23 protein-coding genes, 1 tRNA gene and 1 pseudogene are annotated in these 24,325 nt (G+C 63.9%); 13 read left to right on the plus strand and 12 right to left on the minus strand.

Features of this window, described 5'->3' with window-relative positions; translation table 11 throughout:
* Positions 1 to 7: 7 nt before the first annotated feature.
* From ASD64_RS18710 to ASD64_RS18720, 4 genes and pseudogenes are all read right to left on the minus strand, one after another.
* Positions 8 to 1,660 (minus strand): vWA domain-containing protein, encoded by a 1,653-nt coding sequence (locus tag ASD64_RS18710; protein ID WP_056108273.1) that lies wholly within the window; start codon positions 1,658 to 1,660, stop codon positions 8 to 10.
* A 115-nt stretch (positions 1,661 to 1,775) separates the two neighbouring features.
* Positions 1,776 to 2,678 carry a GlxA family transcriptional regulator gene (locus tag ASD64_RS18715; protein ID WP_413813618.1) on the minus strand — a complete coding sequence of 301 codons (903 nt, stop codon included), beginning with the start codon at positions 2,676 to 2,678 and terminating at the stop codon, positions 1,776 to 1,778.
* Between the two features lie 114 nt (positions 2,679 to 2,792).
* Positions 2,793 to 2,897 (minus strand): annotated as a pseudogene (locus ASD64_RS21165) (bifunctional methylenetetrahydrofolate dehydrogenase/methenyltetrahydrofolate cyclohydrolase); the annotation flags it as partial.
* 96 nt (positions 2,898 to 2,993) lie between these two features.
* Positions 2,994 to 5,120, minus strand: coding sequence for a GumC family protein (locus tag ASD64_RS18720; protein WP_056108280.1), 2,127 nt, complete (start codon positions 5,118 to 5,120; stop codon positions 2,994 to 2,996).
* A 189-nt stretch (positions 5,121 to 5,309) separates the two neighbouring features.
* Here ASD64_RS18720 and ASD64_RS18725 point away from each other — a divergent pair, with 189 nt between their 5' ends.
* Entirely contained in the window at positions 5,310 to 6,605 is a 1,296-nt protein-coding gene (locus ASD64_RS18725; RefSeq protein ID WP_056108527.1) for a lipopolysaccharide biosynthesis protein, read from the plus strand.
* A gap of 5 nt (positions 6,606 to 6,610) precedes the next feature.
* Here ASD64_RS18725 and ASD64_RS18730 read toward each other — a convergent pair whose 3' ends face one another.
* From ASD64_RS18730 to ASD64_RS18740, 3 genes are read right to left on the minus strand one after another with little or no spacing between them, the layout of a single operon-like run.
* Complete coding sequence (locus tag ASD64_RS18730) at positions 6,611 to 7,537, minus strand: DUF6492 family protein (protein ID WP_056108283.1); 927 nt, start codon at positions 7,535 to 7,537, stop codon at positions 6,611 to 6,613.
* Positions 7,534 to 8,328, minus strand: coding sequence for a WecB/TagA/CpsF family glycosyltransferase (locus ASD64_RS18735; RefSeq protein WP_056108286.1), 795 nt, complete (start codon positions 8,326 to 8,328; stop codon positions 7,534 to 7,536). Before ASD64_RS18735 ends, ASD64_RS18730 begins: the two co-directional genes overlap by 4 nt.
* Positions 8,325 to 9,497, minus strand: a complete 1,173-nt coding sequence (locus tag ASD64_RS18740; protein WP_056108289.1) for a glycosyltransferase family 4 protein — start codon at positions 9,495 to 9,497, stop codon at positions 8,325 to 8,327. Before ASD64_RS18740 ends, ASD64_RS18735 begins: the two co-directional genes overlap by 4 nt.
* Positions 9,498 to 9,667: 170 nt before the next feature.
* Between ASD64_RS18740 and ASD64_RS18745 the strand changes: the two genes are divergently transcribed.
* Genes ASD64_RS18745 through proC form a run of 3 tightly spaced genes read left to right on the plus strand, consistent with a single transcriptional unit; the run spans position 9,668 to position 12,826 of the window.
* Positions 9,668 to 10,666 (plus strand): glycosyltransferase family 2 protein, encoded by a 999-nt coding sequence (locus ASD64_RS18745; protein WP_056108292.1) that lies wholly within the window; start codon positions 9,668 to 9,670, stop codon positions 10,664 to 10,666.
* On the plus strand, positions 10,635 to 11,954 hold the full coding sequence (locus ASD64_RS18750) for an O-antigen ligase family protein (protein WP_056108295.1): 1,320 nt from the start codon (positions 10,635 to 10,637) through the stop codon (positions 11,952 to 11,954). The genes ASD64_RS18745 and ASD64_RS18750 overlap by 32 nt, the downstream gene beginning before the upstream one ends.
* Before the next feature lie 56 nt (positions 11,955 to 12,010).
* Positions 12,011 to 12,826 carry a pyrroline-5-carboxylate reductase gene (proC, locus tag ASD64_RS18755; RefSeq protein WP_056108299.1) on the plus strand — a complete coding sequence of 272 codons (816 nt, stop codon included), beginning with the start codon at positions 12,011 to 12,013 and terminating at the stop codon, positions 12,824 to 12,826.
* A 67-nt stretch (positions 12,827 to 12,893) separates the two neighbouring features.
* On the opposite strand, the gene ASD64_RS18760 is transcribed toward proC, so the two are convergent.
* Positions 12,894 to 12,968: transfer RNA gene (locus ASD64_RS18760), tRNA-Thr, on the minus strand.
* 136 nt (positions 12,969 to 13,104) lie between these two features.
* Here ASD64_RS18760 and ASD64_RS21420 point away from each other — a divergent pair.
* The 9 genes from ASD64_RS21420 to yacG all read left to right on the plus strand — a co-directional run bounded on the left by ASD64_RS21420 (position 13,105) and on the right by yacG (position 18,672).
* Complete coding sequence (locus tag ASD64_RS21420; protein WP_200957852.1) at positions 13,105 to 13,278, plus strand: hypothetical protein; 174 nt, start codon at positions 13,105 to 13,107, stop codon at positions 13,276 to 13,278.
* A 123-nt stretch (positions 13,279 to 13,401) separates the two neighbouring features.
* A complete protein-coding gene (murA, locus tag ASD64_RS18770) occupies positions 13,402 to 14,691 on the plus strand; it encodes a UDP-N-acetylglucosamine 1-carboxyvinyltransferase (RefSeq protein WP_056108305.1) in 1,290 nt (429 codons plus the stop codon).
* Positions 14,692 to 14,782: 91 nt separating this feature from the next.
* On the plus strand, positions 14,783 to 15,217 hold the full coding sequence (locus tag ASD64_RS18775; RefSeq protein WP_056108308.1) for a DUF2948 family protein: 435 nt from the start codon (positions 14,783 to 14,785) through the stop codon (positions 15,215 to 15,217).
* Between the two features lie 7 nt (positions 15,218 to 15,224).
* Complete coding sequence (hisD, locus tag ASD64_RS18780) at positions 15,225 to 16,517, plus strand: histidinol dehydrogenase (protein WP_056108311.1); 1,293 nt, start codon at positions 15,225 to 15,227, stop codon at positions 16,515 to 16,517.
* A 6-nt stretch (positions 16,518 to 16,523) separates the two neighbouring features.
* On the plus strand, positions 16,524 to 17,009 hold the full coding sequence (locus ASD64_RS18785; protein WP_056108314.1) for a UPF0262 family protein: 486 nt from the start codon (positions 16,524 to 16,526) through the stop codon (positions 17,007 to 17,009).
* 49 nt (positions 17,010 to 17,058) lie between these two features.
* The gene (locus ASD64_RS18790; protein ID WP_056108530.1) at positions 17,059 to 17,469 is read left to right on the plus strand and encodes a low molecular weight phosphatase family protein; all 411 of its coding nucleotides are present in this window, start codon (positions 17,059 to 17,061) and stop codon (positions 17,467 to 17,469) included.
* A 112-nt stretch (positions 17,470 to 17,581) separates the two neighbouring features.
* Positions 17,582 to 17,800 carry a translation initiation factor IF-1 gene (gene infA / locus ASD64_RS18795; RefSeq protein ID WP_006200926.1) on the plus strand — a complete coding sequence of 73 codons (219 nt, stop codon included), beginning with the start codon at positions 17,582 to 17,584 and terminating at the stop codon, positions 17,798 to 17,800.
* Between the two features lie 24 nt (positions 17,801 to 17,824).
* Positions 17,825 to 18,460, plus strand: coding sequence for a Maf-like protein (locus ASD64_RS18800; RefSeq protein WP_056108318.1), 636 nt, complete (start codon positions 17,825 to 17,827; stop codon positions 18,458 to 18,460).
* Positions 18,457 to 18,672, plus strand: a complete 216-nt coding sequence (gene yacG / locus ASD64_RS18805) for a DNA gyrase inhibitor YacG (protein WP_056108321.1) — start codon at positions 18,457 to 18,459, stop codon at positions 18,670 to 18,672. The genes ASD64_RS18800 and yacG overlap by 4 nt, the downstream gene beginning before the upstream one ends.
* Before the next feature lie 89 nt (positions 18,673 to 18,761).
* Here the strand turns inward: yacG and ASD64_RS18810 are convergent, their stop codons facing one another.
* The 4 genes from ASD64_RS18810 to ASD64_RS18825 form a co-directional block, all read right to left on the minus strand.
* A complete protein-coding gene (locus ASD64_RS18810; RefSeq protein WP_056108324.1) occupies positions 18,762 to 19,718 on the minus strand; it encodes a methionyl-tRNA formyltransferase in 957 nt (318 codons plus the stop codon).
* A gap of 143 nt (positions 19,719 to 19,861) precedes the next feature.
* A complete protein-coding gene (locus tag ASD64_RS18815) occupies positions 19,862 to 21,316 on the minus strand; it encodes an aldehyde dehydrogenase family protein (protein ID WP_056108326.1) in 1,455 nt (484 codons plus the stop codon).
* 287 nt (positions 21,317 to 21,603) lie between these two features.
* Positions 21,604 to 22,470 carry a sulfurtransferase gene (locus ASD64_RS18820; protein WP_056108328.1) on the minus strand — a complete coding sequence of 289 codons (867 nt, stop codon included), beginning with the start codon at positions 22,468 to 22,470 and terminating at the stop codon, positions 21,604 to 21,606.
* Positions 22,471 to 22,592: 122 nt separating this feature from the next.
* Positions 22,593 to 24,320, minus strand: coding sequence for an NADPH-dependent assimilatory sulfite reductase hemoprotein subunit (locus tag ASD64_RS18825; protein WP_056108331.1), 1,728 nt, complete (start codon positions 24,318 to 24,320; stop codon positions 22,593 to 22,595).
* Between the last annotated feature and the right edge of the window lie 5 nt (positions 24,321 to 24,325).

The raw sequence follows: 24,325 nt of genomic DNA on the forward strand, positions 1-24,325 counted from the left end.
GCTCCGGTCAGGGTATCTTTATTTCTGCCCGTTCTCCGGCAGTGATGGTCACATTCATCTCGGATTTGACGTTGTCGTCTCCGCGCGTGGCGACAACGACGTAATCTCCGGCATTCAATGTCGTCTGGGATTCCTCGTCGTAGGAGTACCAGACGCTTTCCCGATCGCCCTGTATGTCCTTGGCGGCCTTGAACACGCGCGTTTCCTTCGCGCCCGATGCGGATATGGCAAGAACACCCGCGTTGAGCACGACATTGGCTTCCGTGCGTTCAGCCACCCGCACCGTGAACGGCGCTTCCGCCTTGGCGGCATGCAATTCGGCGAAAAGCACATAGTCGCCCGGAGGCAGGTCGTATGCGGTGTCGGGGCCGTAGCCGTAGGTCACGTCCTCGCGGGTTCCGTCGATGCGCTTTGCCGCCTTGAACACGCGCACCGCCAGCCCGCCGGCATCGACCTTCATGCCCTCCTTGTAGAAGGCGTTGGCGACGACATGGCCGACGCCGGCAATGATGGTCTTTTCGATTTTCTTTCCGGCCTCAAGCGTGAATTCTTCCGTCGCCACGCCCTTGCCTATGGTGACCGTCACCTTCTGCTCGCCGGCCGGAACGACGACCTTGGTCTCGCCATATTCGGTGGCGTCGCCGCCGGGATAGGTGAAGTTGACCGTTGCGCTGTCGCGAGGCTGTTCGCCTTCCGCACCCAGCGGCCGGATCACAAGGGTGCCGGCGTTGAGGATGAAATGCGGCTCGGAAAGCTTGCCGTCCTCGATGGTGACGCGCTGTTCGGTCTCGGCGCGCCCGAAGCGGGCGGTCACGATGTAGTCGCCCGCTTCCAGATTGCCCTTCCAGGCGTTGTATTCGGTGCCGACGTCCTCACCGCGGGTGCCGTCCGCTTTTGCCTTGAAGAAGTTCCAGCTTTGGCCTTCGTCGCCCAGATCCTCGGTGTCTTCCGACAATGCGAGCGTGGGGGCGAAGTTGAATTCCACCTTGGCCGGTTCCGGCGCCGGTTCCGGTTCGGGCGCTGGCTCAGGCACCGGTTGTGCCGCGACCGTTTCCGCCAATGCGTCCTTCAAGGCAGCTTCGTCGGAGGCCTGGATATATTTGCCGCCGGTGTTTTCGGCGAGGCAGGCGACCTGCCTGCCTTCTTCCGCCGTCAGGCCGAAGCCGACCACGTCGGCGGTGAAGTCGACACCGGCCGCTTCCAGTTCCTTGCCGAGTTGGCATGGATCGGCGTTGCAGGTTTCAAGGCCATCGGTGATGAGGATCACCCTGGCCTTGTCTTCCGTGTATTTCAGCGCTTCCGCCGCCTGGCGCACCGCGGTGCTGAGCGGTGTCTTGCCGAGGAATTTCAGATTGTCGGCGGCTGTGGAAATGGCGCTGGCAGACCCGGCCTGCGGCGGCACGATCAATTCGATGTCGTCGCAACTGCCCTTCTGGCGATGGCCATAGGCCATGAAACCGATTTCCTCATCGCCGGGCACCGCCTGCAAAACGGTCTTGAGCGACTGACGCGCAATCTCGAGCTTGGGCTTGCCATCGATCTGGCCCCACATCGAGCCGGAGGCATCGAGGATGACGATCACCCGGTCGGCGGCGCTCGCCGCCGCGCACGTTGCCACCATCATGAAAAGGCCGAGCAGAATGCGTGTCAGCGCCGTCATCACTTCCCCCGTGGTTGTTTCCGCGTCCGGTGTCGGTCTTTGTCTGGATGTGCCGCAGTTTAGCGCGGCAAGCTAGCGAAGCCGTCCTGCACTGGCAAGCGGTCGAGTACACGCATCAGTAGGTGGTGCGGCGCTCTTCCGAGGGCGGGCGGCCGAACTGCAGCCGGTAGCTTTGGGCGAAATAGGAATGCGAGGTGAAGCCGGTGGCGATTGCAACGTCCAGGATCGGCATGTTGGTCTGGCGCAGCAATTCGCGCGCGCGCTCGAGTCTCAGCCGCATGTAGTAGCGGCCCGGCGTGACGGTGAGATGGCGCAGGAACAGGCGCTCGACCTGGCGCACCGACAGCCCTGCCGACTTGGCAAGCTGGACCGCCGACAACGGCTCGTCGAGATGGCCGGCCATCAGTTCGACGATGCGCTTGAGCTTTTCCGACTTGCCGGTCAGGTCGCGCTCGGGGCCGACGCGCTGGCGGTCGCCGGCGGATCGGATGCGCTCGTGCTGGAACTGGTTGGCCACGCTGTTGGCGAGATTGGAGCCGAAGTCGGAGCGCACGATTTCCAGCATCAGGTCGATCGAGGTGGTGCCGCCGGCGCATGTGTAGCGTTTGCGGTCGATCTCGAAGACGTTTCCGGTACAGTCGATGTCAGGGAAGCGTTCGACGAAGCCGGCGCGGTTTTCCCAGTGGATGGTGCAACGGTAGCCGTCGAGTTGGCCGGCTTCCGCCAGAAGATAGGAGCCGACCGACAAGGCTCCCAGCGCGCTGCCGCGCCGCCCCCAATTGCGCAGGGCCGCCAGCACCTTGCTCTTGCCGGGAAATTCCGTCGCCAGCCCGACCGATACGAAGACGATGTCGACCGGCGGCAGGTCGGCAACGGCGTAGTCGATCCTGATGGAAAGGCCGTTGGAGGCGATGACGGCCTCACCATCCGCGGACACGGTTTTCCAGCCGTAGAAATCGTGGCCGAGCAGGCGGTTGGCCGAGCGCACCGTATCGATGGCCGCGGCAAGCGAAAACATCGAGAACTTATCGACCAGGAGGAATGCGAATTGCCGCCCGCTCGTTACCGGGTTGTTCGTCGTCGCACGGTCGACGGAAATTGCAGGCGTCGGCAAGGCGTGTTCTTTCCGGGATCAGAAGGAGGGGCGTTCGAGACCTGCGGCAAGATAAGCAGAAATGACCGTGTTTGCCATCGGCATGGCAATCGTCATCGGCCCGGCCCCGCCGTCAGGTGTCGGCTCCCCTGTGCATATTCACGAAAATTCGGCGGTTCAATCACGCCAATGCGGCATTGCATGCCGTAAACCTGGAAACAGGCGGGTCGATCGAGATTGTCAGACGCGACGACCGCGGCTGCGGCTCTCGGCCAGTTCGCGCACGGCTTCCCGGAACTCGCGCAGGCTGGCGCGGATTTCCTCGATCGACGGCTGGCCGGTCTCCGCCTCGTCGGGTGCCGGCTCATGAACGTCCGGGGATATCGATCCGATGCCGGCTTTGCCGGAGGGCGCTTGTGGCGGCGCGAAACGTTCGTTGCGGCCTTCGAGAGCGACTTCGCGGCGCCGGCCCGGCACGCGGTTTTGCGGTGTGTGCTCATCGGCAGTGGCGCGAAGGCTTTCATAAGCGCCGCGCGTCGCACCCAGCCCGACGCCTGAGGCAAAGCCGAGCAGCAACCCGGCCAGAGCCATCACCGCCCGCGAGGGGCCGTTCGGCTCGAGCGGCGCGAACGCCTTGGAGATGACGCTGATGTTGGCGGTGTTGATGTCCCTGCGCTCGCTGGTTTCCTTGGCCCGCAACAGGAACGCTTCATAGACCGAACGCTTGGCTGCAGCCTCGCGCTCGAACTCCCGCAAGCTGACGAGGTCGTTGCTCACATCGCCGCTGCGCACCTTGAGCTGCGCCAGCCGGGCCGACAACTCCTGTTCGAGTTGGACGGCCCGCCGGAGGTCGACCTGCAGCGAAGAGGCGATGCGGCGCAACTCGGCTGCGATGCGGTCGCGCGCGCCGGCAAGCTGGGCTTCGAGCGCCATGCGTTCGGGATGACGCGGCCCGAGCCGCACGGCGGCGCGGTCGGCTTCCTGCTTCAGCGTCGAATATTGGGAGCGTAGGTCCGCCATGGCGCTGGAGCTTATTTCTTCCGGCAAGGCGCCGCCCAGCACCGAATCGACATTGACGGTTTTCGCCGACGCGGCCCTGGCATTCAGTTCCAGCGTATGCGCGCGGGCAAGCGACAATTGCTCGTTGAGTTTGAGCAGTTCGTCATCGGAAATAAGGCGGCCTTGCGCGTCGACGAGATCGTGGGAGGCCCGGAATTCCTCGACCTTGCGCTCGGCCTCCTCGACGCCCTTGCGCAACTCGCCCAGCCTTGCCGTCAGTTCATCGGTTGCCCGCCCGGCCGTATCGGACTGGATCTGGCCGTAGGTTTCAAGGAACACCTCGGTCATGGTGTTGGCGATCAGCGCCGACTTGTCGCCATCTTGCGTAACGGCGCTGACGGTGATGACGAAGGTCTTGCCACCGCGCTCGACACTGATGCTTTCGGCAAGGTTGCCGACGGCCAGCGCCCTGCGCCTTGTATCGTCCGCGCTGCCCGGGCCATCGTCGCGCGACAGCAGCGAGCGGACCAGGTCAAGAACACCCGGGCTGCCGCCCTGGCCGTTGAACTCGGGGTCGCTGACGAGATTGAGCTTGTCCACGACCTTGTTGAGCACCACCCCGGAGGTGAGCACGCGCATCTGGTTCTCGACGATGGCCAAGGTGGCATCGGAGGCGATCATGGTCTGGGTAAGGTCGCTTTCGGTGATCTTGAGATCGCGCGGATCGACGATGAGTTCGGTAACCGCCTCGTATTTCTTCGGCGTCGAGAGCGCGATCGAGATGCCGACAAGCGCGCCAAGCAGGGTCATGGTGACGATCAGCGCTTTAGAGCGGGCAACGCCGCCGATCACCGTCATTGGATCGATCAGCGGTTTCCAGCGCACGTCCATGTCGGACTGTGCCGCATCGAGTTGCGTTGTACCTGGCTGCTGGTCCGGTTCGGCCGCGATGACGCTATCTGGAGCGGGCGCGGAGCCGGATCGCTCCGGCGCAGGTTCGACGGCTTCAATCTCTTCGACGTCAGGTCGGGCGCGCTTCAGTTGCGCCCAGCGCGGAAGCCAACTGGCCGGCGAAGGAGGAAGCTTGTCCTGCGCCGGCTCGGCACTGGTCGCCGCAACAGGGCCGGCGCTGTCGTCCGTTACGGCGCTGGAAATGTAGGCATCGCGCTCCGCTGCCGCCTCGCGCCGCGAGCGCGCTATCTGATGCCGTTCGACGGCGTTGTCGCGCCAATCGGCAGGCGTTGCCTGGGCCAATGAAAGCAGCGATCCTGACGGCTGCGGCGTGTCGTCTTCGCCACGCATGGCCCGGCCGAGCGCCTGCAGGGAGCGTTCGTGTCTCCAGTCTTCCCTGTCGACCCTGTCATTCATATCCGGGCATTACCATTGGAGACCGTCGGGCAGGCGGCCATTCGTTAAGCCAAGCTAAACAGGCATGGGAAACAAAAGGTTAATTTACCGGTTGAGCGCCGCGCAATTTCAACGCCGTCAAGGATGCAGCCTCTTGCGGCACCTGCTCCGAAGGGCGGCATTAAGTTTTCTTCACTACGCTCGATGGCGATGACAGAGGCCGGAGACATCATTAAGCAGGGAAGGCTTGCCCGGCTCGGTAGCTTCGTTGCCGAGCGCAAGGGCTTGTTGCGCGACTATTTGTCGGCGGTGAGTGGCGCCGGCGGACGGCTGGTGTTTTCGCTGGTCTATTTCATTGCGCTGGCCAACACGCTTTCCATTGCCGAGTTCGGCATGTTCGCCACCGCTTCCGCCGCCGGGGTGATGCTGTCGCGGCTTTTGGCTTTCGGCTTCATTTCAGCGCTTTACCGGACCGCCACCATCCGCCCGAACCTGATCGGCACGTTCACGGCCGGCTTCCTTCTGTTGGCGCTGCTATCGCTGCCGCTGCTGGCTGCCGCTTCCTATGGCGTCTATCTCATCTTCTTTTCCGGCTACGTCGCGCTTGCGGCCTTCGCCGCCATCGTGTTCGCGGAGGCGCTTCTGTGGCGTCCGGTGGAAGTGGCGATGATCGTCAACAACGGACTTGGCCTGTTCGGCAAGGCGGCCTTGCTGGCCATTCTGACGGCGGCGCTGCGCGCACTTGCCGCTGTCCTGTTCATGCTCTTGCCTGCCCCCACGCTCGAATCCTGGTCGTGGTTCTATATCGGCGCCAACGCGATAGCGCTGCTCGTCGCATTCGGCGCCTTCTATCCAAGGCAGCGGCTTCGGCTGCGCATCGAACTCTACTGGCGGCGGCTCGCCGATTCGGTTTACGTGGCCGGCGCGGAAGTGCTGTTCTACCTGCAGATGGAGTTCGACAAGCTGCTTGTGCTGGCAATCGGCGGCCCGCACCTGGCCGGCCTTTATGCGATCATCATGCGGCTGGTCGATCTCACAGCGATCCCGATCCGCACCTTCTCCATGATGCTGGTGCAGCGCATGATGCGCACGCCTCAACTCCTCGCGCGGCTTTCCGTGCGCAGCGGCATCGAGGGCGGCATCTTCGCGGTTTCGACGCTGGGCCTCGTGGCGCTCGGCGGCGTCCTGCATTTCTTTCCCGCCGCGCTCGGCAGGAACGTGGCCGAGGCAGCGCCCCTCGTCCTTCTGGCGCTCTGCGTTCCGGGCCTGCGCAATCTGGTCGAATACCAGGCCGAGCTTCTGTTCGCGCGCGGGCAGACGCTGGTGCGGGCGCTCAACCTTGCGGTGCTGGCCGGGCTCAAGGCCGTGCTGCTTGTGGCCGTGCTGAAAAGCTTCGACCAGACCTCGCAACTCGTCCTGGCGCTGAACGGGGTCTTCCTGATCTTGTATCTGGCCTCGGCCGTGCTCACCTATTCGGCGATGCGCCGCCCGCCAAAGGCGATCTGACCTGGTTACGCGCCAGTATCGATCAGCCGGCGAATGCGGCCAAGATCGGTGCCGATGAAGGATTGCAGGCCGATGGCGACCTGTTCGGGCGTCATTGCCGCAACGAAAGCGCGGAACGCGTCGTCAGACAGCGCCTCGCCCGTCCAATGAACCCGGCAGAACTCTTCCGCGCCATGGAAATGATCCGTGCCGCCGAGGACTTCGTCAACGAAGCGGCCATAGACGAGGCATTCCGAGAACCGGCGGTCCGCCCCCATGGCTTCGACCCAGTCCCGGCCCTGTACTTGCTCGATATGCGCGCACATGGCCGTAACCGATTTGCGACGCCAGGCGACCAGCGTGGAAATGTAGTCGTGGGGCGAGACGGAAGGCGCGGCGATGCCAAGCAGCTTGCCGGCGTTGCGCGACCAGGTTTGATGTTCCTCCGGCACGCTCCTCGCAAAAGCATGATCACGTCGAAACAGCCGCACCTTGCCGTCGCGCCAGAACGCGCCGCAGTCGAACGGCTTGAGGAACGCCACGTCGGAATCGCAATAGACCAGCACGTCCTCGATAATGTGAGCCGCAATGGCGATGCGGCGAAGCTGCTGGACATGCCAACCGCGCAGCGGTTTCGTCCGCAGGCTCAGCCAGATGCGCCGGTTGAACAGGCTGAGCGGGTCCCTTAACGCACGCAGCCATCGCGGCAGGATGTCTTTTTCATCGACGACCGTGCGATGCCGGCCTTCAAGTTGCCGGAACAGCGCCACGTCGCGCTGCTCGACCAGAAGGTAGTGATGGCTTGTTCCGGTAACGTAACGATCCAGCGTTTCGCAAAGCAATCGGCACCGCTCCAGGTCAGGGGCGTAGCTGGCCGTAACGATGGCGGCGGATGGCGCCGCTATGGGCTCCAGCCGTTTGGCAAGGGATTGCGGTTCGGCCCGGCTGTTCACCGCGGTTCTCCGGCAGGCTCCGGCCTGCCAAGAAATTTCTGGCGGGCGACACGCCAAAGGAACAGCGGATTGCCGACAATGTAGCGCCGCCACAGCCGGCCCGGTTCGATCAGCAGGCGAAACACCCATTCGAGGCGCAATCTGCGCACCCAAAGCGGCGCGCGGGGTACCGCGCCGCTCATGAAATCCAGCAGAGCACCGACCGCGATCGGCATTGTGCAGTGGCTGGCATCGATGTTGCGGGCAATCCACAATTCCTGCCGCGGCACACCCATGGCGACCAGAAGGATATCGGGCCGCAAGCGGGCGATGCGATCGACGATGCCGGTTTCTTCCGGGGCCGAGAAATAACCGTCGTGAATCACTTCAAATCGGTGCTGGGGCGACAGGGCGCTGAATTTGTGCGCCGCCGCCTCGGCGTTGATCCGTGTCGTTCCGAGCAGCCCAACCGTCAGCGGGCGGATCGACGACTGCAAAAGCGCTGGGACGAAGTCGGTTCCGTTCAGGTTGGCCGGGAACGGCGTCCCGTACAGAACCTTGGCGGCGAGGTCGACGCCCACGCCATCGGGCAGGATCAGGAAATCGTCGAGCGCCTCGGCAAAGACCGGATCGGCATAGGCAAGATTGGCGTTGTGCGCGTTGAGGAAGGTGACCTTGGTGAAACGCCGGTCATCGATCATGTGGGTGAGCAGCGAAATCGCCTGGTTCCAGCCGACGCTGACCACGGGAATGCCGAGGATGGATTTCCAGGCATTGCGGCCGAAGGCGGCGCGTGCGGCATGGACGTTCACGCGAACGCCTCTTGCCTTGCAGGGTCGAGCGCCCGCAGGCCTCTGGCGATTGCATCGTCCAGAGCCTTCATTTGCCGGGTATGGAATGCCGCGCCGTCTGCATCGCTACCCGGCGCCGAGGCGGCCTTGACCAGTGCCGCCGCGAAAGCTTTCGGGTCGTCGGTCACGATGCAATTGGCGGGCCGGTGGGCGATGCCGCGCAGCGAGCGGCTGGTGGCCACCGATGGCAGGCCCAGTTCGAACGTCTCGATCGTCTTCAACTGCACGCCGGAGCCGGCGGTGCTGATCAGCGGGATGACGGCAGCGCTGCGCACGAAAGCCCGCGCGTCGGTGACGCGTCCGACGAATTCGACGCCGGGATGCGGGCTGGACAGGTCGGCCGGCGCGCTGCCGGCGATACGGATGCGGAAATCACCCGGCAGATAGGGCACGACATGACCGAGGAACCAGTCAAGCCCGATGCGGTTGGGTTGCCACGTCCAGGTGCCGATGAGGGCTGCGTCGCAATCGATAGGGCGCGGCGTTTTTCGCGGGGCGAGCGGGGTCGTGACCAGAGGCAGGGCAATCGAGCGCGCACCGGAGGCGACCCCCAGCGCGGCGCGGTCCTCTTCCGCCAGGGTGAAGACGAAGCGGGCGCGGGTGCAAAGCCTCTCCTCCAGCACTTTGAGGAGCCGGGCCTCGCGTCGGAAGAGCAGGCGCTGGATCATGCTGGCGGCCGCGGCCGCGTTCTCGCTGGCGGAATTGTGCTCGACATTGTGCGCCACGAACAGCGTTGGCCTGTCGCCAAGCACACGTTCGAAAGCGCCCGCGAACTGCACCGAGTTCAACACATAGGCGTCGAAAGGTCCGGCCTCCCGGATCGCTTGGCGCACTTTCGCTTCATCGACGATGCGCAGTTTCGCGGAAGAAAATGTCAGTCCGGAGCAGATGGCCCTGGCCGCCCAGGCAAGCCTCTGCATTGCCGACGCGCCTTGCGTGCGCACATCGAGGCTGCCCAGCGCCACCGTGCGGTCTGGATCGATGGGCGGCTTCCCAGGCCAGGTAAAGCCGATCACCGTCACGCCGGCACCTGCACGGCGCAAGGCGTCAATGATCGCGGCATTGGCGATGTCATAGCCGGACGAAGCAGCGCCGTCTGGCACGATCGATGTGGCGAACAGCAGGTTCATCTGACCTTTCCGAGGTCTGTCCACTAGCAGCGCCAGCGTGAAACCTTGCTTAAGCATGGACCGCTCGTAATCCGATTCTGGTATTTTCAGTCGCTTCGCAACGAAAGGTGATTAACGAAGTCTTATCGTCAGGGTGCTATCGCAGACGCCGGAACGCTTGACCCTTTGCGATGAATTCCTTGCCAACACACGATGTCATATCCATCGTCGCGCGCTCGCCCGGCCTGAACACCGAGGCGATCGAAGCGGTGGTGACGCTGCCGACCTTCAAGCGCCCGGAGCAGGTGTTGGCCACGCTCGATTCGCTGCGGCTTCAGAAGACCCCGCGCCGCTTCGCGGTGATCGTAATGGAGAACGAAGCAGAGCTTCGCGAAGGCGCCGTCGCGGCATCGCCCCTGTTCCAAAACGCCGTGCTTGAAGGCATGATCATCATTGCCCACGAGCGCGGCAATTGCAGCGCCTACAACGCCGGCTGGCAAACGGCAGTCGCCAATTTCCCCAACTTTCGCCATCTGCTGGTCATCGATGACGATGAGGTCGCCGATCCCGACTGGCTGGAACATTTGTGCACCGCCGCCGAGAGCCTGCCAGCCGATATCGTCGGCGGGCCGCAAGTGCCGCTTTTCAGCGAGCCCTCGGATGCCGCATGGGCGTCGCATCCCGTCTTTGCCCCGCCGCACCGCGAAAGCGGCCGCGTCGCCGCGCTCTATTCGTCCGGCAACCTTTTGGTCGGCCGCGCCGTGCTGGAAGCCATGGGGCCGCCCTATCTCGACCTGCAGTTCAACTTCATGGGCGGCGGCGATTCGGACTTCCTCAGCCGTGCGGCGCAACGCGGCTTTACCCTTGGCTGGTGCGCCGAGGCAAAGGTGCTGGAGACAGTCCCGGCGCGACGCACCGAAGCCGGCTGGATCCGCGCACGCAGCCTGCGCAACGGCGTGATCTCGACGCTGGTCGAAAAGAAAAAGCGCGCCGGCACCCCCTTTGCCACGGCCAGGGTATTTGCAAAGAGCCTGGCGCTGCTGGCCGCATCGCCGTTTCGCGGACTGTTGCGCCTCGTCAGTACCGGGTCGCCGTCCGTAGCCGCCTACCCGGCCTATGTGGCGCTCGGGCGCGTCATGGCCGAATTCGGATATGCCAATGAGCAATACCGGCAGCCTGAAAAGAACTGAGCGCGCGCCGCTTGCCGCCGCGTTCACGCGCGACGGCGTGGCGACGGCGGTCGCGGCACTCCTGTTCACCGTGCTGCTGGTTTCGTTCCGGCCCTTCCAGCCGTCAGGCGCGGAAGGCGGCGGCGACGGCGGCGACATCGTCAACCAGCTCGGCTTTGGCGCACTTGGCGCGATCTCGCTGTTTGCGCTGCTCGCGCTTGCCGACCCGAAGGTCGTGCGTTCGCAGCTCAGTCCTTCCTGGCTTTTGACGCTTTGCTTTTTTATGCTTTCCGTCGCCATGGCAGCCGATCCGGCCACAGCCATGCGTACCGCCTCCTTTACCCTGATCGCCATGATGGCGGTGGCCACGATCCTGGCCCTGCCGCGCGATGCCGAGGCTTTTTCCACCGTCCTCATCTTCACCGTCGTGATCGTGATGGGCCTGTCTTACGCCGGCTTGATCGTCTTCCCGCACGAGGCGCTGCATACGGCCGATTCGCAGGAGCCCGAGCATGCCGGCCTGTGGCGCGGCGTATTTGCGCACAAGAACATCGCCGGCCCCGTCATGGCCTGCTTCAGCTTCGCCGGGCTCTACCTGTTCCGGCGCGGCCGGCGCATCTGGGGCGCCTTGATCTTTCTCGCCGCCATGAACTTCATGCTGCACACCGGCTCCAAGACAACGGCGGGGCTGGTGCCGTTCTCCATCCTTATGGTCATGCTGCCGGGCCTTGTCGGCATGCGGCTCGGTACGCCGGTCCTGTTCCTGCTTGCCATCGGCGCGACCGCGCTGGGAACGCTCGGCATCGTGTTCCTGGAGCCGATGAAGGTGCTTGCCGCGCACTACTTTCCCGACCTGACCTATACCGGCCGCACCACTTTGTGGCAGTTCGCCGGCGAGATGCTGGCGAAACGCCCATGGACCGGTTATGGCTATGAGAGCTTCTGGGGCACGCCGCTTCTGTTGAACCAGGATCAGCCATTCGACCGAGCCTGGGATATTCGCTCCATCGTGCATGGTCACAACGGCTATCTCGACGCGGCCGTGCTGATGGGGATTCCGGCGCTGTGCGTGATTGCCTATACCTTCCTTGTAGCGCCGTTGCGCGACTACATGCGCATCCCGCTGCGCAAGGAAAACGTCTATCTCGGCGACTTCTTCATGATGGTGGTGCTGTTCGCCGCCCTCAACGCGTTCCTCGAAAGCTTCTTCTTCCGCCGTGCCGATCCGGTCTGGCTGTTTTTCCTTTTCGGTCTGCTTGGCCTGCGGCAGGTATCACTGCGGCCGATCGCTTCCGCTCTTCACCGCTGAAGGCCTTTCCCGCAGCGGAGGGATTGTCTATTGAGGGCCGTTCTCGGAGGATTTCCATGACGATCAGGCTTGTTCTCGTCGGTTGCGGCAATATGGGCTACGCCATGCTGTCTGGCTGGATAAAAGCCGGCAAGCTGAAGGCCGGGGAGGTCTTCGTTGTCGAGCCGAACGACAATCTGCGCGGCCGTGCGGCGGTGCTCGGCTGCCTGACTGCTGCCAATGCCAACGCGATTGCCGCCGATGCGGTCCCGGAACTGGTGGTGGTCGCGGTCAAGCCGCAGGTCATTCGTGGCGTCGTCGAAGGCTACAAGCGCTTTGGCGACGGCCGCACCACTTTCGTCAGTATCGCCGCCGGCACGGCGGTGGCGACGTTCGAGGCCATACTTGGCGAACGCGCGCCGGTGATGCGCTGCATGCCCAACACACCCGCCGCCATCGGCAAGGGCATGATGGTGCTCTATTCCAACCGCCTCGTCAGCGACGCGGCAAAGAGCCTGGTCGCCGACCTGCTTTCGGCCAGCGGCGAAGTGGCGACGATCGAGGACGAAGCCCTGATGGATGCCGTCACGGCAGTGTCGGGCTCGGGACCGGCCTACATTTTCCATTTCATCGAAGCGCTGACGCAAGCCGCGCAAAAGGCCGGCCTGCCGGCCGAGACCGCCAAACTGCTCGCCAGGCAAACGGTATACGGTGCGGCCTCGTTGGCGGCTGAAAGTACCGAGGAACCGGGCGTGCTGCGCCAACAGGTCACTAGTCCGAACGGCACCACGGCGGCGGCCCTTGCCGTGCTGATGGGTGACGACCGCTTGACCAGATTGCTCACCGAAGCCGTCGAGGCAGCCCGCCTGCGCTCGGTCGAACTGGCCGGCTGAAGGTCGAATGCGGGCTTGTCGCGTGTGGCACGCTGCGTCTTGTCGATGAGATCGGGTTGGGAAGGAATGGTGCTGCCAGAGAGGATTGAACTCTCGACCTCTCCCTTACCAAGGGAGTGCTCTACCACTGAGCTACGGCAGCATTCCAGATGCGGCGGACTTCTGCCACATCACTTCCCAGAGCGCAAGGCATCTGTGGCAGCTTGTGAAAAGCCGTTGCCGCCGACATGGGCTTGCCACATTCCCGGCTATTGGTTTTCGACGCTGGGGACAAGCGGATGACACAAAAGAAGGAAGCGGCGAGCGGCGGCGACAACAGGCGCAAGGCCCGTCTGGCGGAGGCTCTGCGCGCAAATCTGCAGAAGCGCAAAGCGCAATCGCGTTCCCGGCGCACCGGCGAGGCGGATACGCGCCCGGAAGGGCTGGCGGCGGCGGAGAGGCCAAAAGAGTGACGCTGGCGACACGCAAGCGGCATCCGAAACATGCAATTTCTTGAACAGTGCCGGCCAATCGTTTAGACGGACCGGACTCAACCGATTGAAAGCTGGCCGTTCTGGCCGCAGGGATCTCTCTTCATGGATCGCATCAGAATTGTCGGGGGCAACGAGCTCTCCGGAAGCATACCGATTTCGGGCGCAAAGAACGCGGCGCTGCCGTTGATGATTGCCTCGCTGCTGACCGATGGCACGCTGACCCTCGAAAACGTGCCGCATCTGGCCGACGTCGAGCAGCTGACACGCATTCTCGGCAACCACGGCGTCGACTATTCCGTCAACGGCCGCCGACCCAAGCAGAGCGAAGCCTATTCGCGCACCGTCAACTTCACCGCCCGCAATATCGTCGACACCACCGCCCCTTACGAACTCGTCTCCAAGATGCGCGCTTCGTTCTGGGTCATCGGCCCGCTGCTTGCCCGCATGGGCGAGGCGCGCGTCTCGCTGCCCGGCGGTTGCGCCATCGGCACGCGGCCGGTCGATCTGTTCATCGACGGCTTGCAGGCGCTGGGTGCCGGGATCGATGTTGAAAACGGCTATGTCATCGCCAAGGCCAAGAACCGCCTCAGGGGCAACCGCTACGTCTTCCCGAAGGTTTCGGTCGGCGCCACCCATGTGCTGATGATGGCGGCATCGCTGGCGCGCGGCGAAACCGTGCTGGAAAACGCCGCCCGCGAGCCCGAAATCGTCAACCTCGCCGATTGCCTGAACGCGATGGGCGCGAAGATTTCCGGGGCCGGCACCTCCACCATCACCATTGACGGCGTCGACCAGTTGTCTGGTGCCAGCGTCCGCGTCATTCCCGACCGCATCGAAACCGGCACCTACGCGATGGCCGTGGCGATGACCGGCGGCGATGTCTTGCTGGAAGGCGCCGAGCCGGACCTTTTGCAGGCAGCGCTCGACGTCATCGCCCAGACAGGCGCCGAGATCACGCCGACCAATGCCGGCATCCGCGTCAGGCGCAACGGCGCCGGCATCGCGCCGGTCGACATCACGACGGCGCCGTTCCCCGCCTTCCCGACCGACCTGCAGGCGCAGTTCATGGGCCTGATGACGATGGCCAAGGGCAAGTCGCACATCACCGAGACGATCTTCGAAAACCGCTTCATGCACGTGCAGGAGCTTGCCCGCCTCGGCGCCCACATCACCCTTTCGGGGCAGACGGCGATCGTCGAGGGCGTGTCGAAGCTGAAGGGCGCGCCGGTGATGGCAACCGACCTGCGCGCATCCGTCTCGCTGGTCATTGCCGGTCTCGCCGCCGAAGGCGAGACCCTCGTCAACCGGGTGTATCACCTCGACCGAGGCTTTGAACGTCTCGAAGAGAAGCTTTCCGGCTGCGGCGCCGTCATCGAGCGCATTTCCGGATGATTGACCCTCGCCTTCGCATCCCGGTTGCGCGGGCTCGAAAGACCGCCTAACAGAAGGCTGAACGAAAAACCTTCGCAGGTGCGAAACCGGCATGGATGCACTCAAGCTCATCGCGCTCGACGGCCAGGACCTGAACGTCATCTCGGCGCATGTGCAGGATGCCGTGCTGAAGGTCGGCGATCTCGAATTCCTGCCCGCCGCCAAGCGTTTCGTAGTTGCGATGAACCGCTTCGCCTGGGAGCGGAAAACAGGCTTCCTGCGCAAGCACAATGAGCGTCGCCAAAGCGTGCTCCATTTCGACCGCGTGCTGGGCGCCAAGACCTCGGGCATTGCGCGCAGCAAGCCCGAAGACGTGCTTTCCCTGCTTGCCGTCAGCTACATTCCGATCGCTGCGCCGGCCGGCATCGTCGAACTGGTTTTTTCCGGCGGCGGCGCGGTGATGCTCGATGTCGAGTGCGTCGAAGCGCGCCTTGCCGACCTTGGCGGCGCATGGCAGGCAGCGTCGCGTCCCTGGCACAGGATCTGAGCAAGCGATGGCCATTACCCTTAGACAGTCCGAACCAGGGTTCGCGCAGCGCTTTGCCGCCTTCCTGTCCACCAAGCGCGAAGTCTCGGCCGATGTCGATGCGGTCGTGCGCGACATCATCCAGCGCGTCCGCGCCGATGGCGACAAGGCGCTGATCGATTACACCCGAAAGTTCGACAGGGCCGACCTTGGCGAACTCGGCATCGCCGTCTCCGGGGCCGACATCAAGGCTTCCTATGCGGCAGCCGATGCCGCGACCGTCGAGGCCCTGAAGCTGGCGCGCGACCGTATCCATTCCCACCATGCCCGCCAGAAGCCGGCAGACGACCGCTATGTCGATGCCATCGGCGTGGAGCTCGGTTCGCGCTGGACGGCGATCGAATCGGTCGGGCTCTATGTGCCGGGCGGCACGGCAAGCTATCCAAGTTCCGTCCTGATGAACGCCGTGCCGGCCCTGGTGGCGGGCGTCGAGCGCATCGTCATGGTGGTGCCGGCCTCCGGCGGCACGATCAACCCGCTGGTGCTGGTCGCCGCCGATCTCGCCGGCATTACCGAAATCTACCGCGTTGGCGGCGCGCAGGCGGTGGCCGCCCTTGCCTTTGGTACCGAAACGATCCGGCCGGTGGCCAAGATCGTCGGTCCGGGCAATGCCTATGTGGCGGCGGCCAAGCGCCAGGTGTTCGGCACGGTCGGCATCGACATGATCGCCGGGCCGTCCGAGGTGCTGGTCGTAGCCGATGCTACCAACGATCCCGAATGGATTGCGGCGGACCTGCTGGCCCAGGCCGAACACGATGCGTCGGCGCAGTCCATCCTCATCACCGACGATGCCGGTTTCGGCAAGGCGGTCGAGGCTGCTGTCGAGCGCCAGTTGCGGGATCTGTCCCGCGCCGAAACGGCGGCGCAGAGCTGGCGCGATTTCGGCGCCGTCATCCTGGTCGATTCGTTCGATGACGCGGTGCCGCTGGTCGACCGCATCGCGGCCGAGCACCTGGAATTGGCCATCGACGAGGCGGAAACCTTCCTGTCGCGCATCCGCAACGCCGGCGCGGTGTTCATTGGCCGTCATACGCCGGAAGTGATCGGCGACTATGTCGGCGGCTCCAACCACGTACTGCCGACAGCGCGTTCGGCCCGCTTCTCGTCGGGCCTCTCCGTGCTCGACTTCGTCAAGCGCACCTCGATCCTGAAGCTTGGCGCCGCGCAGTTGCGGGCGCTGGCCCCGGCAGCGATCGCTCTGGCCAAGGCCGAAGGCCTCGACGCGCATGGGCGCTCCGTCGCCATCCGCTTGAACATGTAGGCGGCGATGCCGGGCCACGATCCGAACCGCAACCGGCTGATCGACGTCGAACTCGACGAGACGATCGGCCGCTCTACCCCCGACGTCGAACATGAACGCGCGGTGGCGATCTTCGACCTGATCGAGGAGAACAATTTCCGCCCGGTCACCGACGACGGGAGCGGGCCCTACAAGCTGAAACTGTCGCTTGCCGAATCCAGGCTGATCTTCGCCGTCAGCCGCGAGAACGGCACGACCGTGGTCACCCATATCCTGTCGCTGACGCCGTTCAGGCGCATCGTCAAGGATTACTACATGATCTGCGAGAGCTATTACGACGCCATCCGTTCGGCGACGCCCAGCCATATCGAGGCGATCGACATGGGCCGGCGCGGACTGCACAACGAAGGCTCGCAGACGCTTCTCGACCGGCTGTCCGGAAAGATCGACATCGATTTCGACACGGCGCGGCGCCTGTTCACGCTGGTTTGCGTGCTGCATTGGCGAGGTTGACCTGTCAACGGTTGCCTCAGCGCCTCGCTCCATACTGTTCATGTGCGGCATGAACGCGGTGCGCTCGCCGATGGCCGAGGTGCTGGCGAGAAACGTTCTGCCGGCCGACATATTCCTGGCATCGGCAGGCGTGCATCGGGGCGATCGCGACCCGTTCGTCGATGCCGTGCTTGCCGAAGACGGAATCTCACTTGGCGAGAGGCATCCCCGTTCGATGGAGGAACTGGAAGATGCCTATTTCGACCTGATCATCACCCTGTCGCCGCAGGCGCATCATGCGGCGCTGGAATTCACACGCTCCATGTCAGTCGATGTCGAATACTGGCCCATGCCCGATCCGACGACGATCACCGGAACCCGCGAGCAGATCATGGCCGCCTACCGCGATGTCCGCGAGCGGCTGAAGGCCCGTATCCGCGGCCGCTTTCTGCCATCGGACGCGCAAGGCAGGCAGACATAGGACAACATCGATCCAACATGCTCTAAGCATGTTCACAAAAGCGAGTTTATCATATAGGTTCCGCGCAATTTCCAGCCGACGCGCCGGAAAGCCATCCAAGCAAAGGTATCGAATGCCGAAGGAAGAAGTCCTCGAGTTTCCGGGCGTGGTGACGGAATTGCTGCCGAACGCCATGTTCAGGGTCAAGCTCGAAAACGAACACGAGATCATCGCCCATACCGCTGGCCGCATGCGCAAGAACCGCATCCGCGTGCTGACCGGCGACAAGGTTCTGGTCGAGATGACGCCCTACGACCTGACCAAGGGCCGCATCACCTATCGTTTCAAATAGTCATCGCTCAGGGCACGGCTTTGAATGGCTGAGAGCAGACCGCACAAGCTTGTGCTTGCCTCCGGCTCGCCGCGCAGGATCGAACTGCTGCAGCAGGCGGGCATCGAACCCGATCGCGTGTTTCCGGCCGATGTCGATGAAACGCCGCTGCGGGCCGAGCACCCGCGTTCTCTGGCCAAGCGCCTTTCGAAGGACAAGGCGGAGAAGGCGCTCGTCTCGCTGATGGCCGAGGCTCACTACGCGCCTGGCTTCGTTCTGGCCGCCGATACCGTGGTGGCTGTCGGCCGGCGCATCCTGCCCAAGGCCGAAACCATCGACGACGCCGCCAATTGCCTGCAATTGCTGTCCGGCCGCTCGCACCGCGTCTATTCGGGCATCTGCGTCGTTGCGCCGGGCGGCAAGCTGCGTCAGCGGCTGGTGGAAACGCGTGTGCGCTTCAAGCGTCTGTCGCGCGAGGAAATCGAAAAATACATCGCTTCGGGCGAATGGCGCGGCAAGGCCGGCGGCTACGCCGTGCAGGGCCTGGCAGGCTCGTTCGTGGTCAAGCTGGTCGGTTCCTACACCAATGTCGTCGGCCTGCCGCTCTATGAGACGGTAGCCCTGCTTTCCGGCGAGGGCTTCAAGACCCACGCCAACTGGCCGGCAAGCGGATTGTCATGACGGCGGACAACAAATCGGCGGTGACACCGCTTCGCCCCAAAAGACCGTGCCCGGAATGCGGCAGACCGTCGGCGCGCGACACCTATCCGTTCTGCTCCAAGCGCTGCAAGGACGTCGACCTCGGCCGCTGGCTGAAGGGTGCCTATGTCATCCCCGCGCGCGACGACGAGGAAGAGGCGGAAGATGGGCCTCCGCCCACTCCCCCGGAGTAACCAGCAACCGCTTGTATTGACGCTTCGTGCCGCGCAGCCGTTTCGGGGTGCGCGGCACGAGCAGTCAGCCTTGGGAGGAGGCGGTCACATCAGGCGGCTTCGGGCAGCGGCAGCGGGTCTGTCAGGGCATTGCCGATATCGAAGCCGATCTTGGTGAAGAACTCGGCGGCAGACATCTTGGCGCCGCCTTCCGGCTTGACCTTGATGAGTTCGACCTGGCCGCCCTGCACGATGATGCTGGCGCCCTTTTCGCCGATGGCGCAGATCTCGCCCGGCTTGCCGCGCACGTCCTCGAAGCGCCGCACCGGATGCTTGCGGGTCTCGTAGATACGCACCTTGATGCCGCCGATGGTGGTCCAGGCGCCGGGCGCCGGATCGCAGCCGCGGATCAAATTGTAGATCTGGTCGATATGGGCATGCCAGTTGATCTGGGCTTCCTTGTCCTTGCACCAGCCTTCGTAGCTGGCCCGGTTCTCGTCCTGGACGATCTCCTGGTGCTTGCCGGCAACCACCAGGTCGGCAGCTTCCAGCATCGCCTCGACGCCGAGCGGGAACAGATGGTTGAAATAGACGCTGCCCAGCGTGTCGTCCGGGCCGATGGCCGCGGTCTTTTGCAGGATCACCGGACCTTCGTCGAGCCCATCGTCCGGGCGGAAGATGGTGAGGCCGGTCTGTCTGTCACCCTTGATGATCGGCCAGTTGATCGAGCTTGGACCGCGATACAGCGGCAACAGCGAGGGATGGTACTGGATCATGCCGTGCTTGGGGATGTTGACGAAGTCCTGCGGCGCAAACTGCAGCACATAGGCCATGACGCCGAGTTCCACGTCGAGTTGCTTGAGCGCCTGCTTGGCCGGTTCGCCCTTCAATGACGGGAACTGGAAGACCTTCAGGCCTTCCTTTTCGGCGGCGAGCCGCAACGGGTCCGGCTTGGCGCCGGCCTTCTCCGGGGCGCAGAACACGCCGGCGATTTCGTCGCCGCGCTTGATGAACGCTTCGAGGACGCTGGCGCCGAACGCCTGTTGTCCGATGATGGCAATACGCATGGCTGCTCCTTTCGTGTGAAGGCACAGCTTTCCCGATCCCGCGGCATGCGGGTTTTAAGAGAAAACAGTGCGGTTGGGGCAATCCCGGCGGCTGCGGATACCGCATTCCGTCAGGAGTTGCGTGAAAACAAGGTGCTAGTGGCTCAGCGGCCGGTGTTGATCCAGACCACCTTCGGTTCGGTGAAGTTCTCGATGGCCATGTCGCCGTGCTCGCGGCCGAAGCCCGAATCGCGCGCCCCGCCCCACGGCAGGCGAATGTCGGTCGGGCCGTAGGTGTTGATCCACACCGTGCCCGCCTTCAACTGCCGCGCGAAGCGGTGAACACGGTTGATGTCGGCGCTCCACACGCCGGCGGCGAGGCTGTAGACGGTGCCGTTGGCGATCCGGAGCGCATCCTCGTCGTCGATGAACTTGATGACGGTGGCGACCGGGCCGAAGATCTCTTCCTGCGACACCCGCATTTCGTGCTCGACGCCGACGAACACCGTCGGCTGGACGTAGTAGCCGGTCTCGGTGGCGCGCGCGCCGCCCGCCACCACCGAAGCGCCTTCGTTGCGGCCTACGTCGATGTAGTTGAGCACGCGGTTCATCTGCACTTCGGAGACCAGCGGCCCCATCGAGGTCGAGGCTTCCAGCGGATCGCCGAGACGCATCGACTTGGCGCGCGCTGCCAGCCGCTCGACAACCTCGTCATAGATATCGGCATGGGCGAGGATGCGAGAACCGGCCGAGCACACCTGCCCGGTGTTGAAGAAGATGCCGGAGCCGGCAGCTTTCACAGCCGCGTCGATATCGGCATCGGGGAAAATGATGTTGGCCGACTTGCCGCCGAGTTCCAGCGTGACGCGCTTGAGGTTGCCGGCAGCGCTTTGCAGGATCTGGCGGCCCACCACCGGAGAACCGGTGAAGGTGACCTTGTCGACATCCCGATGATCCACCAGCGCCTGGCCGGCGACCTTGCCGAAGCCTGGAACGACATTGAGCGCCCCGGCCGGGAAACCGGCTTCCAGTGCCAGTTCGCCGATCCTGAGGGCGCTGAGCGGGGTGATCTCGGCAGGCTTCAGCACAACCGAGCAGCCGCAGGCCAGCGCCGGCGCCATCTTCCACATGCCGATCATCAGCGGGAAGTTCCACGGGATGATCGCGCCGACGACGCCGAGCGGTTCGCGCACCGTGTAGGTTAGGGCATCGGTGCGGGCCGGAATCACCTGACCGTTGATCTTGTCGGCCATGCCCGCATAGTAGATCAGCGTGTCGATCACCGCCGGCAGGTCCTGGCGGCGGATGGCCGAAACCGGCTTGCCGGAATCGAGGCTCTCCAGCATCACCAGTTCGTCTTCGTTCCGGCCGATAAGGTCGGCGAGCTTCAAAAGCAGCCGGCCCCGATCGCTGGCCTTCATGTGGCCCCACTCGCCTTCGAACGCCTTGCGGGCCGAGCGCACGGCTGCATCGATATCCTCGACGCCTGCCTCTGCGACCTGAGCGATCACCTGCTCGGTCGCCGGGTTGACGGTGGCGAAATAGCGCCCCGTCAAGGGGGCGACCCGGCGCCCGTCGATCAGCAGGTCCTGCATCTCCAAAGCTGTCATGTCGTTCATTGTCGTCGGCCTCCCGAGCGTGTCCAGCCCGGATGGGCAGGTTCTCCCTCATAGGGTCGGCGAGCGGCAAGGGCATGTAAATATGATATTTTTTGCAAGTGTAATAGGCACCCGAGATGACAATACTTCTGCGTTTCGCGTGCTTGGCTGGTGGCAAAACGTCGATTTGGGACCAGCTTATGTCGGCGGTTGCGTACGGCAAGGTCTTATGAAATCCCATAAAAAAGCCCGCCGCCAGCGAAGCTGACAGCGGGCCGGGCAGGCGTTTTGGCTTGCAGGCCGGGTGTTTATTTTCCCAGCCAGACGGTGCCGGATTTGTTGGTCACCGGAACGCCGACGGCATTGCCATATTCGGTCCAGGAGCCGTCATAGTTGCGCACTTCATAGCCGAGCAGGCGCTTCAGCGCGAACCAGCTATGGCTGGACCGCTCGCCGATACGGCAATAGGTGATGACCGGCTTCGAGCCGTCGACGCCCTTGTCGGCGTAGATCTTGCGGATCTCGTCGAGCGGCTTGTAGGTGCCGTCGTCGTTGACGATGGTCGCCCACGGCACGTTCTCGGCGCCGGGAATGTGGCCGGCGCGGATCGACAGTTCCTTCACCCCTTCCGGCGCGAAGATCTTGCCGGTGTATTCGTCCGGCGAGCGAATATCGATCAGCTTGCCGTCGATGCGGCCTTCGGCAACCTCGAGCACGTTTGTGAGACGGGCGCGCAGGCTGTTGTCGCGGTTGGGCAACTCGATGGCTGAAGCCTTGAAGGACGGCACGTCGGCGGTCAGCGGCAGCTTGCGCGCTTCCCACAGCTTGCGGCCGCCGTCGAGCAGCTTGACGCGCGCGCCGAAGCCATAGATGTCGAGCACCCAGGCGCCCCAGGCGGCGAACCAGTTGTTATGGTCGCCGTAGATGATGACGGTGGTATCGTTGTCGACACCGGCCTTGCGCAGCGTAGCCTGCAATTTCTCGCGCGAAGCGATGTCGCGGTTGATGGTATCGACCAGATCGACATGCCAGTCGAGGTTGGTGGCGCCGGGAATATGGCCGCCGGCATAGACGCCGGGATCGACGCTGACCTCGAACACCCGCACTTTCGGATCATCGAGGTGATCCTTCAGCCAGTCGGCTGTGACGAGGGAATCGGAAACTGGATTTGCCATGGCGAAACGTCCTTTCTATGCAAGTCCTTGTCGCCGGCGGAGCGGAACCGGGTCGTCTTTCTTGTTGCGCCAGGCCGCTCCCGGCGTTGTCGAAGGTCGGCGATCCGCCGCCTCATTAGAATTCAGGCGTTGAAGAGCCTGCCTTCCTTCACTTCGGCGGCGTAGCCGGCGCGGATGGCGAAGTCTCCGAAATGCTCGCCCGTCAGGCGCTCGCGCGCGAAATGGCCGATCACCTTGGCAAGCAGGTCGAGGATGGCTTTCTCGCCGACATTTTCGAGCACCATCTTGTTGAGGCGCTGGCCGTGGAAGCCGCCGCCGAGATAGAGGTTGTATTTGCCCGGCGCGCGGCCGGTCAGGGCGATCTCGGCGATATAGGGCCGCGAGCAGCCGTTCGGACAGCCGGTCATGCGGATGGTGATCGGCTCGTCGATCAGGCCATGTTCGGCCAAGATCGCTTCGATCCTGGTGACGAGCTCGGGCAGGTAGCGCTCGCTTTCCGCCATCGCCAGCCCGCAGGTCGGCAAGGCGACGCAGGCCATCGAGTTGAGGCGCAGCCCGCTGCCTGCCTGCAGGCCGTCGAGCTTGTATTCCTTCAGTACCTTCTCGATTGCCGGGCGATCTTGCGGCGCGATGTCGGCGATGATCAGGTTCTGGTTTGGCGTGACGCGGAACATGCCGTTGTGGATGCGCGCCACGGCACGCAGCCCGTCGAGCAGAGGCCGATCCGGGAAGTTGCTGACGCGTCCGTTCTGGATGAACAGCGTGCAATGCTCGCGTCCGTCCTCGCCGGTCGTCCAGCCGATCGGATCGCCGTTGGAGGTGAATGCGTAGGAACGGGCCTGTTCGAGCGAAAAGCCTAGCCGGCTTTCGATTTCGCCGGTGATCCAGTCGAGGCCCTTGTCGTCGACGGTGTATTTGAAGCGGGCGCGCCCCCGGTCAAGGCGGTCGCCGTAGTCGCGCTGCACCGCCATGACCGCATCGCAGGTTTCCAGCACCTTGTCGGCCGGCACGAAGCCGATGACGCTGGCAAGCCGCGGATAGGTCTGCGGCGCCTGGTCGGTGCGGCCCATACCGCCGCCGATGGCGATGTTGAAGCCGGCAAGCTTGCCGTTCTCGACAATGGCGATGAAGCCGAGGTCCTGGGCGTAGACATCGATGTCGTTGATCGGCGGGACGACGAAGCCGATCTTGAACTTTCGCGGCATGTAGGTCTTGCCGTAAAGCGGTTCCTCCGGCCCGCTGACCGGGGTCCGCTCCTCGCCATACCAGATCTCCTTGTACGCGCCGGTCTTGGGAATGGCATGGTCGCTGGCTTTCTTGGCCAGCGCATGGACCTGCGCATGCAGTGCCGACAATTGCGGATTGATCGACGCCATGACGCCGCGCGAATCGTCGCCGCAGGCAGCCTTGGTGTCCAGCAGGACGTCATGCAAACCCTGGATCAGCGAGCGCAGGTTCTGTTTGTGGATGTAATGGAACTGGAAGGTCTGGCGTGTCGTCAGCCTGAGCGACTCGCCGCCATAGGCACGGCCAAGCTCATCCAGCTTCAGCCATTGCGCCGGCGAAAGGACGCCGCCCGGCAGACGCACCCGCGCCATGAAACGATAGGCCGGTTCCAATTTCTGGCGGCGGCGCTCGTCGCGGATGTCGCGATCGTCCTGCTGGTAGACGCCGTGGAACTTCATCAGCTTGATGTCGTTGCCGGGCACGGCGGCCGTCAGTTCGGCGTCGAGGCCGGCAGCGATGGTGCCGCGCAACTGGTCGCTGTTGGCCTTCAGCGTTTCGTCCGCGCCCAGCCTATCGAGCGGCTGGGAAAGGTCGCGGCTGCGGTCGTTTTCAAGCAGGGTCATGGCCG

Origin of the sequence: Mesorhizobium sp. Root157 (genome assembly GCF_001427385.1) — a bacterium.
GTDB lineage: Bacteria > Pseudomonadota > Alphaproteobacteria > Rhizobiales > Rhizobiaceae > Mesorhizobium.

Excerpts from the sequence above, each read along its gene's own strand:
- murA (WP_056108305.1), top strand. The coding sequence starts at position 13,402 with ATGGATCGCATCAGAATTGTCGGGGGCAACGAGCTCTCCGGAAGCATA.
- ASD64_RS18740 (WP_056108289.1), bottom strand. The coding sequence starts at position 9,497 with ATGAACCTGCTGTTCGCCACATCGATCGTGCCAGACGGCGCTGCTTCG.
- ASD64_RS18785 (WP_056108314.1), top strand. The coding sequence starts at position 16,524 with ATGCCGGGCCACGATCCGAACCGCAACCGGCTGATCGACGTCGAACTC.
- ASD64_RS18820 (WP_056108328.1), bottom strand. The coding sequence starts at position 22,470 with ATGGCAAATCCAGTTTCCGATTCCCTCGTCACAGCCGACTGGCTGAAG.
- ASD64_RS18775 (WP_056108308.1), top strand. The coding sequence starts at position 14,783 with ATGGATGCACTCAAGCTCATCGCGCTCGACGGCCAGGACCTGAACGTC.
- ASD64_RS18720 (WP_056108280.1), bottom strand. The coding sequence starts at position 5,120 with ATGAATGACAGGGTCGACAGGGAAGACTGGAGACACGAACGCTCCCTG.
- ASD64_RS18825 (WP_056108331.1), bottom strand. The coding sequence starts at position 24,320 with ATGACCCTGCTTGAAAACGACCGCAGCCGCGACCTTTCCCAGCCGCTC.
- hisD (WP_056108311.1), top strand. The coding sequence starts at position 15,225 with ATGGCCATTACCCTTAGACAGTCCGAACCAGGGTTCGCGCAGCGCTTT.
- ASD64_RS18745 (WP_056108292.1), top strand. The coding sequence starts at position 9,668 with ATGAATTCCTTGCCAACACACGATGTCATATCCATCGTCGCGCGCTCG.
- ASD64_RS18715 (WP_413813618.1), bottom strand. The coding sequence starts at position 2,678 with ATGTTTTCGCTTGCCGCGGCCATCGATACGGTGCGCTCGGCCAACCGC.
- proC (WP_056108299.1), top strand. The coding sequence starts at position 12,011 with ATGACGATCAGGCTTGTTCTCGTCGGTTGCGGCAATATGGGCTACGCC.
- ASD64_RS18710 (WP_056108273.1), bottom strand. The coding sequence starts at position 1,660 with ATGACGGCGCTGACACGCATTCTGCTCGGCCTTTTCATGATGGTGGCA.
- yacG (WP_056108321.1), top strand. The coding sequence starts at position 18,457 with ATGACGGCGGACAACAAATCGGCGGTGACACCGCTTCGCCCCAAAAGA.
- ASD64_RS18800 (WP_056108318.1), top strand. The coding sequence starts at position 17,825 with ATGGCTGAGAGCAGACCGCACAAGCTTGTGCTTGCCTCCGGCTCGCCG.
- ASD64_RS18790 (WP_056108530.1), top strand. The coding sequence starts at position 17,059 with ATGAACGCGGTGCGCTCGCCGATGGCCGAGGTGCTGGCGAGAAACGTT.
- ASD64_RS18810 (WP_056108324.1), bottom strand. The coding sequence starts at position 19,718 with ATGCGTATTGCCATCATCGGACAACAGGCGTTCGGCGCCAGCGTCCTC.
- ASD64_RS21420 (WP_200957852.1), top strand. The coding sequence starts at position 13,105 with ATGACACAAAAGAAGGAAGCGGCGAGCGGCGGCGACAACAGGCGCAAG.
- ASD64_RS18815 (WP_056108326.1), bottom strand. The coding sequence starts at position 21,316 with ATGAACGACATGACAGCTTTGGAGATGCAGGACCTGCTGATCGACGGG.
- infA (WP_006200926.1), top strand. The coding sequence starts at position 17,582 with ATGCCGAAGGAAGAAGTCCTCGAGTTTCCGGGCGTGGTGACGGAATTG.
- ASD64_RS18750 (WP_056108295.1), top strand. The coding sequence starts at position 10,635 with ATGAGCAATACCGGCAGCCTGAAAAGAACTGAGCGCGCGCCGCTTGCC.
- ASD64_RS18725 (WP_056108527.1), top strand. The coding sequence starts at position 5,310 with ATGACAGAGGCCGGAGACATCATTAAGCAGGGAAGGCTTGCCCGGCTC.